The sequence below is a fragment of the Helicobacter sp. 13S00401-1 genome, assembly GCF_002272925.1.
Classification (GTDB): Bacteria; Campylobacterota; Campylobacteria; order Campylobacterales; family Helicobacteraceae; genus Helicobacter_I.
This window is the reverse complement of sequence record NZ_MLAR01000001.1, coordinates 60,066-74,436: the sequence shown is the minus strand read 5'-3', so window position 1 is coordinate 74,436 and position 14,371 is coordinate 60,066. Positions and strand designations below refer to the sequence as shown.

At 35.2% G+C, this 14,371-nt stretch carries 14 protein-coding genes; 13 read left to right on the top strand and 1 reads right to left on the bottom strand.

Features of this window, described 5'->3' with window-relative positions:
- Positions 1 to 2: 2 nt before the first annotated feature.
- Genes accA through BKH43_RS00345 form a run of 3 tightly spaced genes read left to right on the top strand, consistent with a single transcriptional unit; the run spans position 3 to position 2,494 of the window.
- A complete protein-coding gene (accA, locus tag BKH43_RS00355) occupies positions 3 to 944 on the top strand; it encodes an acetyl-CoA carboxylase carboxyl transferase subunit alpha (RefSeq protein ID WP_095227345.1) in 942 nt (313 codons plus the stop codon).
- 8 nt (positions 945 to 952) lie between these two features.
- Positions 953 to 1,654, top strand: coding sequence for a molybdate ABC transporter permease subunit (gene modB / locus BKH43_RS00350; RefSeq protein WP_095227343.1), 702 nt, complete (start codon positions 953 to 955; stop codon positions 1,652 to 1,654).
- A 3-nt stretch (positions 1,655 to 1,657) separates the two neighbouring features.
- The gene (locus BKH43_RS00345; protein WP_095227341.1) at positions 1,658 to 2,494 is read left to right on the top strand and encodes an ATP-binding cassette domain-containing protein; all 837 of its coding nucleotides are present in this window, start codon (positions 1,658 to 1,660) and stop codon (positions 2,492 to 2,494) included.
- A gap of 45 nt (positions 2,495 to 2,539) precedes the next feature.
- Here BKH43_RS00345 and BKH43_RS00340 read toward each other — a convergent pair whose 3' ends face one another.
- Entirely contained in the window at positions 2,540 to 4,063 is a 1,524-nt protein-coding gene (locus BKH43_RS00340) for a HAMP domain-containing sensor histidine kinase (RefSeq protein WP_095227339.1), read from the bottom strand.
- 114 nt (positions 4,064 to 4,177) lie between these two features.
- On the opposite strand from BKH43_RS00340, the gene BKH43_RS00335 reads away from it, so the two are divergent.
- The 10 genes from BKH43_RS00335 (at position 4,178) to rpsU (ending at position 14,305) form a co-directional block, all read left to right on the top strand.
- The gene (locus tag BKH43_RS00335) at positions 4,178 to 5,932 is read left to right on the top strand and encodes a M3 family oligoendopeptidase (protein WP_095227731.1); all 1,755 of its coding nucleotides are present in this window, start codon (positions 4,178 to 4,180) and stop codon (positions 5,930 to 5,932) included.
- The gene (locus tag BKH43_RS00330) at positions 5,926 to 6,375 is read left to right on the top strand and encodes a hypothetical protein (protein ID WP_095227337.1); all 450 of its coding nucleotides are present in this window, start codon (positions 5,926 to 5,928) and stop codon (positions 6,373 to 6,375) included. The genes BKH43_RS00335 and BKH43_RS00330 overlap by 7 nt, the downstream gene beginning before the upstream one ends.
- Positions 6,376 to 6,417: 42 nt before the next feature.
- The gene (gene gltX, locus BKH43_RS00325; RefSeq protein ID WP_095227335.1) at positions 6,418 to 7,725 is read left to right on the top strand and encodes a glutamate--tRNA ligase; all 1,308 of its coding nucleotides are present in this window, start codon (positions 6,418 to 6,420) and stop codon (positions 7,723 to 7,725) included.
- A complete protein-coding gene (locus tag BKH43_RS00320) occupies positions 7,722 to 7,994 on the top strand; it encodes a YggT family protein (RefSeq protein ID WP_095227333.1) in 273 nt (90 codons plus the stop codon). The genes gltX and BKH43_RS00320 overlap by 4 nt, the downstream gene beginning before the upstream one ends.
- Positions 7,991 to 9,622 carry a lytic transglycosylase domain-containing protein gene (locus BKH43_RS00315; protein WP_095227331.1) on the top strand — a complete coding sequence of 544 codons (1,632 nt, stop codon included), beginning with the start codon at positions 7,991 to 7,993 and terminating at the stop codon, positions 9,620 to 9,622. The genes BKH43_RS00320 and BKH43_RS00315 overlap by 4 nt, the downstream gene beginning before the upstream one ends.
- 43 nt (positions 9,623 to 9,665) lie before the next feature.
- A complete protein-coding gene (gene galU, locus BKH43_RS00310; RefSeq protein WP_095227729.1) occupies positions 9,666 to 10,484 on the top strand; it encodes a UTP--glucose-1-phosphate uridylyltransferase GalU in 819 nt (272 codons plus the stop codon).
- Positions 10,485 to 10,499: 15 nt separating this feature from the next.
- Positions 10,500 to 11,351 (top strand): DMT family transporter, encoded by an 852-nt coding sequence (locus BKH43_RS00305; RefSeq protein WP_095227329.1) that lies wholly within the window; start codon positions 10,500 to 10,502, stop codon positions 11,349 to 11,351.
- Between the two features lie 121 nt (positions 11,352 to 11,472).
- On the top strand, positions 11,473 to 12,942 hold the full coding sequence (locus BKH43_RS00300) for a catalase (RefSeq protein WP_095227327.1): 1,470 nt from the start codon (positions 11,473 to 11,475) through the stop codon (positions 12,940 to 12,942).
- Positions 12,943 to 13,040: 98 nt separating this feature from the next.
- A complete protein-coding gene (locus BKH43_RS00295; protein ID WP_095227325.1) occupies positions 13,041 to 14,045 on the top strand; it encodes a transglutaminase domain-containing protein in 1,005 nt (334 codons plus the stop codon).
- Positions 14,046 to 14,092: 47 nt separating this feature from the next.
- Positions 14,093 to 14,305 carry a 30S ribosomal protein S21 gene (rpsU, locus tag BKH43_RS00290; protein WP_095227323.1) on the top strand — a complete coding sequence of 71 codons (213 nt, stop codon included), beginning with the start codon at positions 14,093 to 14,095 and terminating at the stop codon, positions 14,303 to 14,305.
- The last annotated feature ends 66 nt before the right edge of the window (positions 14,306 to 14,371 follow it).

Below are 14,371 nucleotides of genomic sequence, written 5' to 3'. Positions count from 1 at the left end.
ATATGGCAGTTTATTTAGACTTTGAGCAAAGATTAAAGAGTTTGCAAGATGATATAGATGAGGCCTCTGTGAAAAATGATGAGGCAGCTAAATCTATACTTATCAAAGATCTAGAAAAAGAGCTTAAGAAAGTTTACTCTAACCTTAGTGATTATCAAAGGTTGCAGCTTGCACGTCATCCTGATAGGCCTTATGCACTGGATTATATGGAGCTTATGATGACTAACTCCCAGGAGATAAGTGGAGATAGGCATTTTAAAGATGACAAATCTATAATCTGTCATCTTGGATATATAGATGATGAGCGTGTACTAGTCATAGGTGAAGAGAAGGGTAGGGGTACTAAAAATAAGCTAGCACGTAACTTTGGTATGCCTCATCCTGAAGGTTATAGAAAGGCTTTAAGGCTAGCTAAGATGGCTGAAAAGTTTAATATACCTATACTTATGCTAGTAGATACTCCTGGGGCTTATCCTGGCCTTGGTGCTGAGGAGAGGGGTCAAAGTGAGGCAATAGCTAAAAACTTACAAGAGTTTTCAGTGCTAAAAGTTCCTACTATCTCTGTAGTTATAGGTGAAGGTGGAAGTGGTGGAGCGCTTGCTATAGCAGTAGCAGATAGGCTGGCTATGATGGAGTACTCTATATTTAGCGTTATATCTCCTGAAGGATGTGCTGCCATACTTTGGAATGACCCTTCAAAAATGGAGGCTGCAACTAAGGCTATGAAGATAACTCCAACTGAACTAAAAAATGCCCATCTAATAGATGACATCATAAAAGAGCCACTAGATGCTGCGCATAGAAACAAAAAAGAAGCAGCAGATGCTATAAAACACTATTTTTTAGAATCTCTAAGGCAGATAAGAGAAGATAGTGACTTCGTATCCCATAGATATGACAAGATCATGAGTTATGGCTCATATATAGATAACGATAACGCTTAAGCACTTGCATGCTTGAGTTTAATCTATCTACTCTTGATTCCGCATTTTTTGAAACTATATGGCTTACAGTAAAACTTTCTTTCATCGCTACTATTATATTAATACCTATAGGCATCCTTTTAGGTGCTTACATAGCACAAAAAGATACTAAACTTAGACTAGTTGTAGAAACGCTAACGTGGATGCCTTTAGCACTTCCTCCAACTGTACTTGGCTTTTACTTTCTTGTAGCTTTTTCTCCCCAGTCTTACTTTGGTAAGTTCTTAAATCATCTTAATATAGATCTAGCTTTTAGTTTTAGTGGTCTTGTAGTAGCAAGCGTTGTTTACTCTTTACCTTTCATGGTTAATCCAATAAAGGCAGGCTTAAAAGAGATTCCAACCTACTACAAAGAAGTAAGCTATACCTTAGGCAAGGGTAGGTTTTATACGTTTTTTAAAGTACTTTTGCCAAATATAAAACCTAATTTAATCCTTGGTATAACAACTAGTTTTGCCCATACCTTAGGAGAGTTTGGTGTGGTATCTATGATAAGTGGTGATAGGCCTGGAAGCACAAGAGTAGCAAGTATAGCCATCTTTACAGAAACTGATGCTGGCAACTTTGCTACTGCTAATTCTTATGCCTTAGTGCTTTTAATCATAAGTTTTTTACTTTTACTGATAGTTATTTATTTCACCAAAAAGTCTAGTAAGAAAGGTAGGCTTTAAGCCATGCTTATCAATCTAGATTTTAAAAAAAAGATAAATGCAAATCTAACACTAGATATAAAAGTTAAGCTTAAAGATTATAAGTGTATATCTATATTTGGAGAATCTGGTGCTGGTAAAAGTAGTATCTTAAGGCTTATAGCTGGACTTGATAGCATAGATAGTGGAGTTATACAAATAGGAGATAGTATTTTTGAAGATACTAACTCTAAGATTAAGCTTAAGGCACAAGTTAGAAAGTGTGGCTTTGTTTTTCAGCACTATGCCCTCTTGCCAAACTTAAATGTAAAAAAAAATATCCTCTTTGGTGTTAGACTTAAAGAAGATTTAAAAGACTTAGATTCTATAATTAGCCTTTTAAAGATAAATCATCTTTTAGATAAAAGTATAGATAAGTTAAGTGGTGGTGAAGCTCAAAGGGTAAGTCTTGCAAGGGCTCTTATAAGTAAGCCAAGAATCTTGCTTTTAGATGAGCCTTTTTCAGCTCTTGATACTAACTTGCGTATAACCTTGCAAAATGAGTTTAAAACTATCTTAGAAAAGCTTAACATCACAGCCTTTTTAGTAAGCCATGATATAGATGAGATAAATACTATGTCTGATTATTTAGTAGAGCTTCAAAAAGGCAAGATAGTAAGGAGTGATAGCCTTTTAAAGCTTAATAAGGGTGAGTTTAACACTTTTATACTCTATGGGAATATCATAGGTTATGAGGATGATAAGGCCTTAGTTTTATGTAAGTCTATAACTCTTAAAGCCTATCTTAGAGGAGAGAATCTAAAAATAGGTACGCGAGTTAAGATAGCCCAAGAGGGTGAGGATTTTTACTGTTATATATAAGACTTTTTGGGTTTAAAGGCTTATAAACTAGAAATTTTAGTTTAGCTACTTATCTTGACTATCTACTTTGATTATCTGTGTGTCTTGAAGTGAAAGTTTAAGCTCAAAGATAGCACCTTTTTCTCCATTTCTAGCACTTACTTCACCTCTTAGTACTTCTTTTGTAAGTTGCTGGACTATATAAAGACCCACTCCTGTCCCACTACTTTTATGCTTAGTTGTAAAGTAGGGTTCAAATACCCTATCTATCACATCTTCTTTCATACCACCAGCGTTATCTTCACAAGTGATGATGGCGTATTCTCCAACTTGTTTTAATTTTATATAGCAGATTTTATTAACTATCTCATTTGATATCAAAGCATCTTTTGCATTTTGCAAAAAGACCATTATGATCTGGGCTAGTGCGCTTTTTTGTCCGACAAACAAAAGTCTTTCTTCTAAGTCACACTCTACTGCTATGTTTAAGTCTTCAAAAGTTGGCTTCATTAGTATGATGGAATCTTTAAGTGCTTCATCTAGTGCAAAACTAGTCACTGTAGAATCTGGCCTTAAAAAGCCTCTAAAGGTATCTATAGTCTCACTCATGCTTTTTGCTATATCTTTCCCGTACTGTACTTTTTCAGTTAAAAGTTCTGGCGTTAGTGTGCCTTTTTTGCTTTTTAGCTCTAGAGTCTGCAGCAAAAGTACTAGAGCGCCAAGAGGTTGGCGCCACTGATGGGCTATGTTTTGTATGGCTTCGCCCATACTTGCAAGGCGGGATTGCTGATAAAGTATGGCATCTTTTACTCTTAAGTCAGTAGCTAATGCCATGGCCTTTTGTTCAAGATGAGTGTTTAGCTCTTTTAGCTGCTCATTAGCCTCATTTAGATCTAGATTTAAGATCTTATTTAGATTTTTTATAGATTCTAAAGTTAGGCGTGTTGACATAAATACCATTATAAAAACACTTAGCGCAAAGGCTAAGAGGGCGTGAAGCACGCTTTTATAAAACTCATTAGTAGTTGCATACTCTATGCTTGAGATTTTTTGTGCTATCTCTGCAGTTTTTAGTGCTAGAGTGATTATTTGTGCACCTTTAATTTGCAAAATATCACCTAGGGCATAAACTCCTAAGCTATCACTAGAATCTCCACTTTGCCTATCTGCTAAGTCTTGTATTAGATAGTCTATCTTATCAGTAGCAGCCTTTTTTTCAGTCTCTAGCTCTATAAGCCTTGTATAGTGCTTGTTTAAAAATATACGTTGATATAGGCTTTTATTAAACGCATAAAAGCTATACTCATTTGATATGTTGCTTTTATACTGGCTCCATACGTGGTTAATAGCGTTTATATCAAGTGCTTTGTTAGGGTCAGTATTAGCGGCATATCTAAAAAATATAGCTCTTAGTTGGGTTAGCACATAGGTTTCATCAGCTGGTTTTGGGAAGCTGTTATCATAGTCTTGTTTTAGTCCATTTAATGAGACTACAGATATTAACAAAACTACAAAGAGGCCTATTAAAAAAGCTATCATTAAAAACTTTGCTTGGAAGTTTAAATGCGCACCACTATTAGCTTTATTCATACCCGTACTTAGTCCTTTACAAATCCTAATTATTTACAATAAATAGAGATTATAATAGACTTAACCTAAATTTAAGACTTAAATAAAAAATGACAGGAGCTTATGATGAGTAGTATGGACTTACGATTAGAGTTTAATTTAGACTCTTTGTTCCCAAATAATGATGCAGCAAGCCATAGTCTTGAAGTGCTAGAAGTTAATATCAAAGGTTTTGAAGATAGATATCAAAAACAACTAGAAACACTTGATAACGCTCAGTTTGAAAAGGCCTTAAATGAGTATGAAGGGCTTTTAGAAGGTCTATCTAAGGTTATGACTTTTGCATTTTTGCAGTACTCAACTGATACAAAAAAAGGCAGCATTTATGCAAAATATGAGCTTAAGTGTAATGACCTACAGTCTCACTTAATCTTTTTTGAACTAGAAATCGCCTCTTTGCCTGATGCGATTTTGCAAAGCTTTATAGATGGAAGCAAAAATCACTCTTTTTATCTTAGTAACTTAAGAGATGCTAAAAAGTATCAATTAAGCTTACCTGAAGAAAAAGTTTTGATAAAAACTTCTAGCCTTGGAGCTAGTGCTTTTTCTAGGCTTTTTGATGAGCTTTTTGCTAGGATGAAGTTTGAAGGCGTGCTAGATTCTAAAGAGTTAAATGAAGAAGAGATTTTAGCCTTGCTTCATAGCAGTGAAAGAGAGACTAGAAAAAAAGCCCAAGAAAATTTCACTAAAACACTTTCTACCTACGCCCACCAGCTAACTTATATAATTAATATGATTAGAAAAGATGTGAAGATCTTCCAAGAGCTAAGAGGTTACGCACGCCCTGAAAGCTTTAGACACGTGGCTAATCAAGCAACTGAAGAAAGTGTAGATGCCTTAGTAGACTGTGTTAATGCAAATATGAGTTTAGTAAAAGAGTACTATGATATAAAGGCTAAGCTTTTAGGCATAGAGTTAAAAGACTATGATAGATATGCACCTTTGCAGTTAAATAAAGATTCTAAAGGCATGCATATGGATTTCAAAGAAGCTTTGAATGAAACTTTAGAATCCTTAAAAGCCTTTAGTCCGCTCTTTTATAACATAGCTAAAAAAGCAGTGAGTGAAGGCTGGGTAGATTCCCATCCAAAAGAAGGAAAAAGAGGTGGGGCTTTTAGTCATGGAAGTGTGCCTAGCTCTCATCCTTACGTGCTTTTAAATCACACTGGTAATAGACGTGATGCCTTTACTATAGCCCATGAGTTTGGCCACATGATACATCAAGAGTTAAGTAAGACTCAAGGCGTGCTTAATATGGACACACCTTTAACTACAGCTGAAACAGCCTCAGTTTTTTCAGAGATGCTTTTGTTTGATAAAGTTAAAAAGAAGCTAAAAAGAAAAGAGCTACTTGAAATCTATGCTGGAAAGATAGAAGATATCTACTCTACTTTATTTCGCCAAATCGTTATGACTAACTTTGAAAGAGAGATACACGCAAAAGATGACGAGCTAACTAGTGAAGAGCTAGATTCCATATGGACTAAGTGTAATGAGGGGATGTTTTTAGGAAGTGTTGAGCTAACCAAAAACTACTCTTCTTGGTGGTCTTACATACCTCACTTTATACACTCGCCATTTTACTGCTACGCCTACTCTTATGGACAACTTTTAGTTTTAGCCCTCTTTGGACTATACAAGAAAGCTAGCGATAAAGAAGAGTTTATAAAAACTTATACTCACTTTTTAAGTATGGGTGGAAGTAAGTCACCACGTGATTTAGTCTTAGCTTTTGGCTTTGATGTAAACACTAAAGAGTTTTGGGAAATAGGCATGGAAGAAGTTAGAAAGCTTTTAAATGAGTTTAAGGAACTATTAAAACAATGTTAAAAAATATCCTCGCAAGGCATGCAAAAGAGATCTTTGTCTCACTTATAGAATCTAAGTCTAACTTTGCCTTAGTTTGTTCTATAGACAAAACTAGCTTTGATCCAGAACTACCAACTGATATAAGTGAGAACTTTGGTCCTTTGACTATGTTTATCCTTGCTGGCTTTACTTTTGAAAGCATAGAGTTAGGGAGTGAATATATGAGCTTTGAAGCAGGCTTTGGACCTAAAAATATAGGATCTGTAGTAAGCTTGCCCTATCACTCAGTGCATCAAATCTTGCTTCCTAGTGATGAAAACAGAGGAGAGCTAGTTTTATTTATCAATCCTTTCTCACTAGATGAAGAAGAAGTCAGTGAACCTAAAAGCACAGAAGAGGACTTACTTGAGCGTTCAAAAAATGCAATCTTAAGCAACCCAAAGAATCTAAATCTAAAAAAGTAGCTAAAAGCTACTTTATAAAACCATAAAAAAGAAGGAAAGCATATGCTTCGTTTCGCACCAAGCCCCACAGGCGACTTACATATAGGTAATATGAGGGCAGCTATCATAAGCTATATCTTATCTTGCAAGATGGATGAAAAATTTATAGTTCGCATAGAAGATACAGATGTAGAAAGAAATATAAAAGATAAAGAAAAAGACATCTTAGATCTTTTAGAAAGATTTGAGATTCCAACTAATCATTACGTACTTCAAAGCTCTAACTTTGATCTTCATAGAGCCCTCTCACAAAAACTGCTTGATGAAGGAAAGGCCTTTTATTGCTACTGCACTAAGGAGTTTTTAGAATCTAAAAGAGAAGAAGCTGCCAAAGAAAAACGCCCTTTTAGATATCAAGACTCCTGGGCAGAGATAGAAAAAGACACTAATCCTAATCCAGTTATACGTTTTAAGATGACAGATTCTATGAGCTTTGTAGATGAGATAAAAGGCAAACTTTTTTTCGATAAAAAAGAGCTTGAAAGTTTTGTCATTATGAGAAACAATCTTCCAACTTATAACTTTGCTTGTGCCATAGATGATAAAGATATGACTTTAATCATTAGAGGTGAAGACCATGTAAGCAACACCCCTAAGCAAATAGCCATTAAAAACGCCCTTGGCTACAAAGAAGCAAAGTACGCCCACCTTCCTATCTTGCTAGGAGAAGATGGTAAGAAGATGAGTAAGAGGGATAAAAGCTCTAGTGTAAAGTGGCTTTTAGAACAAGGACTTTTTGCAAAATCTATAGCTTTATATCTTTTGATGTTAGGAAACTCAAAGCTTGAAAAGTGCATTTTAGATAATAAGGCTTTTAACTATAAAGACTTAGTAGCTGAGGTGGATATAAGTCAGTTTAGTAATAATAGTGTGCACTTTGATTATAAGTACTTGCTTTTTTTGAATAGAGAGATTTTGCGTAGTATGTCTGCAGGCGAAATCTTAAGTCTAGATGAGAAGCTTTTTCACTATGGACTGCCTAAAAATGAAGCCTTAATAGATGTCTTCAAGCTTGAAGTAAGCACGATTTTAGAGCTTAAAGAGCTTTTAGATTACGCCTTAGTGCCTATAGAATCTAAACTTAGTAAAGAGTATGAAACTGAGATAAATATCCTAAAAGATTGTCTAAAAGATAAAAGCCTTTTTGAGCTAGATTATGAAGACTTCAAAAAAGCTTTAATGGAAAAAAGTGGTCTTAAAGGAAAGGCATTTTTTAAGCCTTTAAGAATCATACTTAGTGGAAAAGAACACGGTATAGAGTTAGATAAGATTTATCCAGTCATAAAAGATTTTTTAAAAGGAGAAAAATGATCGTAGTTCACGCTATAGGCATCATTTTGCATTATTTGGTCACTATTTATAGTTGGGTTATCTTTGTAGCTGCTATCATCTCACTAGTTCAGCCTGATCCTTATAATCCTATAGTTCAGTTTTTGCGCAATATCACCGAGCCAGCCTATAGACTTATAAAGAGAGTGGTTCCAACTGTTTATAAGAATATGGACTTTGCTCCACTAATTGCAATTATAATTTTGCAGTTTATTGATTTAACTTTAGTCAGGGTATTGGTAACTTTGTGAGAAAACTTATATTTTTAGCGCTTATTTTAAGTGTGCTTCATGCTAATAGTTTCTTTGATACTTACATCAAAGATAAACCAAAAGGTGTTGTAAGAGACTTTTATATCTGGCAGTATCTACAAACGCCCAATCTTACTTCAGCAGAGATCACACAAGCTTATAATCTTATCTCTAATAAGAATCCTTATCTTAAAAAAACACTTGCAAACCTTAACATACAAGAACAGCTTCCAAGAGACTTAATCTGTTCTCGTATGCCACTAAGTGAAGCTATCAATCAAGATGCAGATTGTTTAAGTAAAGCCTTAAAGCTACCTGATATCTTAAAGCTTGATAAACCTACAATAGCAACTATAGAATCTAAGCTTGGAGATAAGTATCCTTTGCTTAGTAAGAGTGTAGCTGTGCTAAGTTCTAGTGACTTAGCTATGGCTTTACTAGATAGCCAAACTGATGTTTTTGTTAATGTTTTTAATGCCCTCCCATACACCATCAAACAAAACCTTTTTGAAGATGTGCCACAAAAATATCTTCAAGATTCTATAGTTAGACTAACTGGGGCTAACTTAACTTCATTTAGCACTTTGCTTACAGTTGTTGTGCTAGACCCTAAGTTTCAAGCCTTTAAAAAAGCTCTAACTAAAGTCTTTTTAACTAATGTTACTCATAATGCAGCCTTTTTATTAGGCATTAATGAAGTTCAAATTGGCGATAAGCAAAAGGCTATAAAGTACTTTAAGCTTGCCTACTCTAAGGCTAGTGATCCGCTATTTAAAGATAGAGCTTTATTTTGGCAGTATCTTGTTGGTGACGATAAAAATGCCTTAAAAGAAGCCTCACAAAGCACTTTTGTAGATCTTTTTTCTATAGCTGCTAATCAGATTCTAAAAACTAAACCTAAGTTTGATATAGTTACAACCCTGCCAGATATAAAAGGAGATAAAGCGCCTTTTGATATAAGCGATCCTTACACTTGGCAAAAACTCAACTCTAAAATAGTTAATGAAAATAATCCTATAGAGCTTAAAAATATCATACAAAGTTTTGAGTATAAAGATTCTATAGCGCAGTTTTCTTACGTCATGCAGCGTCTTCACAAGTACTCTAAAAACTACTACATACATCCTTATGAGCATTTATTAAAGTGGGATTCTATAGATCAAAAAAGCTTTGTTTACGCTATAGCCAAACAAGAAAGCCACTTCTTACCTTCTATCATCTCTCGCTCTTTTGCGCTAGGTATCATGCAGATAATGCCAGCTAATGTCATGCCTTTTGCTAAAGATATGGGTATAGATAATCTAAGCTATGATGATTTATTTAAGCCAGAAGTTGGACTTAGCATGGGGCGTTACTATATAGAAGTTTTAAGAAAGGAGTTTAAACACCCTCTTTTTGTAGCCTATGCCTATAACGGTGGGCCGGGCTTTTTAAGGCGCCTTTTAGCACAAAAAAGACTTTTTATAAAGGGACGTCCTTATGAGCCTTGGTTAAGTTTAGAATTAGTTCCTTATGAAGAATCTAGATTTTATGGGATGAGAGTGCTTGCAAATTATGTAATATATGAAAGATTATTTGGCAGAGAGATAAACGTACAAGATCTCTTAAACAAAGCTCTAATTTACTAAAACATTTACATAAGGATTCTAAATGAAACGCACTGAAAAAAGCGTGATAGAAGTCTGCCTTTTCCCAGCAGCAGGTTATGGAACTAGATTTTTGCCAGCAACTAAGGCTATGCCTAAAGAGATGCTTCCTATCCTAACAAAACCTCTTATCCAGTACGGCGTAGAAGAGGCTATAAGTGCAGGCTGTCATACTATGGCCATAGTTACAGGAAGAGGGAAGAGGGCTATAGAAGATCACTTTGATATAAGTTATGAGCTAGAAAGTCAGATAAAAGGTAGCTCAAAAGACGCGCTTTTAGATGGACTAAGAGATGTCATGAATGTAGCTACTTTTAGCTACACAAGACAAAAAGAGATGAAGGGCTTAGGACATGCCATACTTACTGGAGAAAGCCTTGTTGGCAAAGAGGCTTTTGCTGTCATCCTTGCTGATGACTTATGCTACAGCAAAGATAAAAGCGTGTTAACTCAGATGGTAGAAGTTTATGAAAAGTATAAGTGCTCAGTTGTAGCTATAGAAGAAGTTGACCTAGCAGAGGTTAACAAGTATGGCGTTATAGATGGTAGTGAGATAGAGCCTAATATTTATAAAGTTAAAAGCCTAGTTGAAAAACCTAGTCCTAATAAGGCTCCAAGTAACCTTGCTATAATAGGTCGCTACATTCTGACTCCAGATATCTTTGATATCTTAAGAACTACAAAGCCTGGCATTAATAACGAGATACAAATAACTGATGCTTTAATGAAGCAAGCTGAGAATGGAAAAGTGCTCGCTTATAAGTTTAGTGGTAAAAGGTATGACTGTGGAAGCATGGATGGTTTTGTAAAAGCTACTAATGACTTTTATAATATGCCTTTATAGAATCTAAACACTAAGATGAAACGCTCATATGGCTACTTAGCCTCTGCGGTGATTGCCGAGGGGATAATAGGCTATGCGACCATTTTAGTAAAACTTACTGATACACCTCCTATATCTATAGCTTTTTGGCGTATGGCTTTAGCTATACCTGTTTTTTTAATCCTTTGCTTGCCTAAACCTAGTTTTAGAAAGATTCCACTAAAACATATAGTCTTAATAATGCTTGCTGGAATCTTTTTTGCCCTAGATGTATTTATGATGAATACATCTTTAAAGCATACTTCAATAGCTCATTTTCATCTTATAACCTCTCTTGTTTGTTTTATTATGATTCCACTTGGTTACTTTTTGTATAAGACTAAGGTCTCAAAGATGTTTTTTGTGGGTACTTTTGTAGCAACAGTTGGGATAGTACTGCTTTTAGAAGGTGGGGATCATGGAGGAGTGGCTACCTTGCATGGGGATTTATTTGCCTTTGGAAGCTTAGTTTTTTACTCTATATTTTTAATGATGATACATTCATTGCGTAAGAAGTATGACACTTTGGAGATAATGTTTTATACGTGTTGTGGGGCTTGTTTATTTTTACTGCCTGTATCTTATTTATCTGAAGGTTTAGCCTTACCTAAATCCCCATATGACTGGATGATAGTTGGCCTTATAGCTCTTTTTGGACAGGTATTTGGGCAGGGCTTTTTTAGCTTTTTACTTGGAAGACTTAGTCAACTTGCAATTAGTCTTTTGATCTTAGCATCTCCTGTTATAAGTGTTGTGCTTGGCTATTTAATCCTTGGTGAAAAGATAGGTTGGGTAGAGTTTATAGGCATATTAGTAATACTTAGTGGTGTCTACTTTGCTAGAAAGTAACATTTAAGCTGGGCTAGGCACAAATAAAGAAAAACTAAATGATAAAAAATATCAATTGATATTTTTTTGTTTCCATTTTGTGTTATACTAATCTCGTATTTCATTTATAAAGGATGACCACATGGAAAAAGGTTTTGTTCAGATGACTAACAACGTAGGTAGAGCTATCGATGATGACAACAACGTAACTAGTGTAGGACCTAGAGGACCATTACTATTACAAGATGTTTGGTTTTTAGAAAAACTAGGCGCATTTGATAGAGAAAGAATTCCAGAAAGAGTAGTTCACGCTAGAGGTAGTGGAGCACACGGAACATTTACTGCAACTGCAGATATAAGCAAATATACTAAAGCTAAAGTATTTAAAAAAGGTTCAAAAACTCCAATCTTCTTTAGATTCTCAACTGTTGCTCCTGAAAAAGGCGGCGCTGATGCAGTAAGAGATCCAAGAGGGTTTGCTATGAAGTTTTATACAGAAGATGGTAACTGGGACTTAGTAGGAAACAACACTCCAATATTCTTTATTAGAGACCCTTATAAATTCCCTGATTTTATACATACTCAAAAAAGAAACCCAAGAACAGATCTTCCTGATCCAACAGCAGTTTGGGACTTCTGGAGTCAAAATCCAGAATCTTTACACCAAGTAACTTATGTTATGGGTGATAGAGGTATACCTTCAAGTTTTAGAAAGATGAATGGTTATGGCAGCCACAGCTTTAGTTTTATCAATGATAAAAACCAAAGATTCTGGGTTAAGTTCCACCTACACAGCATGCAAGGTGTGCATAACCTAACTAATGAAGAAGCATCTGCTTTACTAGGTAAAGACCTTAACTCTCACCAAAGAGACTTGTATGAGCATATCGAGAAAAAAGACTATCCAAAATGGAAAGTTTCTATCCAAATCATGCCAGAAGATGAAGCTAAAGATAAAAACTACGCATTTGACGTAACTAAAGTTTGGCCTCACAAAGACTACCCACTAATGGAAGTTGGTATGGTTGAGTTAAACAGAAACCCAGAAAACTACTTCGCTGAAGTTGAACAAGCTGCATTCAACCCAGGACATATAGTTGAAGGTATAGGATTTAGCCCAGATAGATTGCTTCAAGGAAGACTATATTCTTATGGTGATACTCAAAGATATAGACTAGGTGTTAACCACTCTCAACTTCCTATAAACAGAGCAAGAAATGGCGTTGCAATACACAATGTTAATAGAGATGGTTTCATGACTAATGGATTCTATGGAAGTAAAATGAACTATAGCCCAAGTGGTTTACCAGGCTATAAAGACAACAGAAAACTTATAGAGCCTAACTTAGATATGAGCAAATTTGAAAAAGAAACTGCTATAAACCACTGGGATTACAGAGAGTACGATAGCGACTACTATACTCAACCAGGTAATCTATTTAGACTATTTAGCAAAGAGCAAAAAGAAAGACTATGCAACACTATAGCTGGCATGTTAATCCATGTACCAGAATCAGTAGTAAAAGCACAAATGCCACACTTTGAAAAAGCAGATAAAGCTTATGCTGAAGGTGTTAAAAAAGCAATGGAAGCTATGAAGAAAAAAGCCTAATCTAGATTTATCAAAATCTTATCCCCCTCTTTAAAAGTAAAGCCCAGCACCTTTTTAAAGGTGATGGGCCTTTTACATATCAATGCCAAAGGAATCAAATGAAAGGAATTAACAGGAGAAGTTTTCTAAAAGGTACTGCTCTAGGTGCTGGTAGTCTAGTATTAGGCAGCAGCTATATAGTCAATGCAAACGAAGCTACCAAAGAAGCTGGCACTAGAACTTTTTCCCTTAACTTACAAAACAATATGAAATTTGGTTATACAGAAAATGCTAAAGTGTGGATACCACTAGCTTATACTAACGCCACCCAAAGACCAAGAAACCTGAAAGTCGAAGGAAACTATGATGGCTATACTCTAAGTAATAATCACCTTGTTCCTTTGCTTGAAGCTTCATGGACTGGCAAAAAAGAAGATAGTTTACATCTAGTTAAAGTTGGTCTTAACTTAGATATAGACTTAGCAAAAAATCTTAATCTACCAGAAGGTGACTACCTACATTGCAGTAGGGATGTTAGAGTTGATAGAAATGTAAAACTGATAGCAGATGCAGTTACTAAACTTGCATTAACTGATGAGCAAAAAGCTAGAAACCTTTTCGGCTGGGTGATAGCTAATGTGGATTCTAAGAATGCAAAAGATAAACGTGGTATAAGAACTATCTATGCAAAAGATGGAAGTGAGCTTTTAAAGGGCAATAATATATCAGCTAGCTCAGTTTTTGTAGCACTCTGCAGGGCTTGTGGCATAGAAGCAAGTGAAGCCTTTGGTTTAACTTTAGATTCTGGTAGATTTAACCTTGCTGATGCTAGTAGAAGGGTTTATACAAGATCTGCTATTAAGCTAAATAACAAATGGGTGCCAAATGACATCCAGTTAGCAATCAATGGCTCTAAGACTTTAGAACAGCATAAAGTTGCGAACTTTGCATTTAACACTTGGGATAATAACTGGGCACTTTTAAACTTCTCAAGAGACTATGAGATACATAATAGTTATGAGACTAAGCTGCTTAGCACATTACAAGTTGCCTATGGTGTTGTAGATGGTGCAACTATGTCTCACTTTGACAAAGATCATACTAACTACAATATTCAAGCATAATATGCTAGAATAAAAACTTATCTAAAAAAGAAAGTGGGTGATGTTAGATGCCAGGTATTAAGGTAAAAGAAACCGAAAGTTTTGATGATGTTTACAGGAAGTTCAAAAAGCAAGTAGATAGAAATCTAGTTGTAACTGAGTGTAGAGCAAGAAGATTTTTCGAATCTAAAACTGAAAAGCGTAAGAAACAAAAAATCAACGCTAAGAAGAAAATGCTTAAAAGACTTTATATGTTAAGACGTTATGAGTCAAGACTATAAGGCTTACTAACCTACTTTTTACAAGGACTTAGAATCTTTAAGATTTTAAGTCTCTTTTTACAAAAA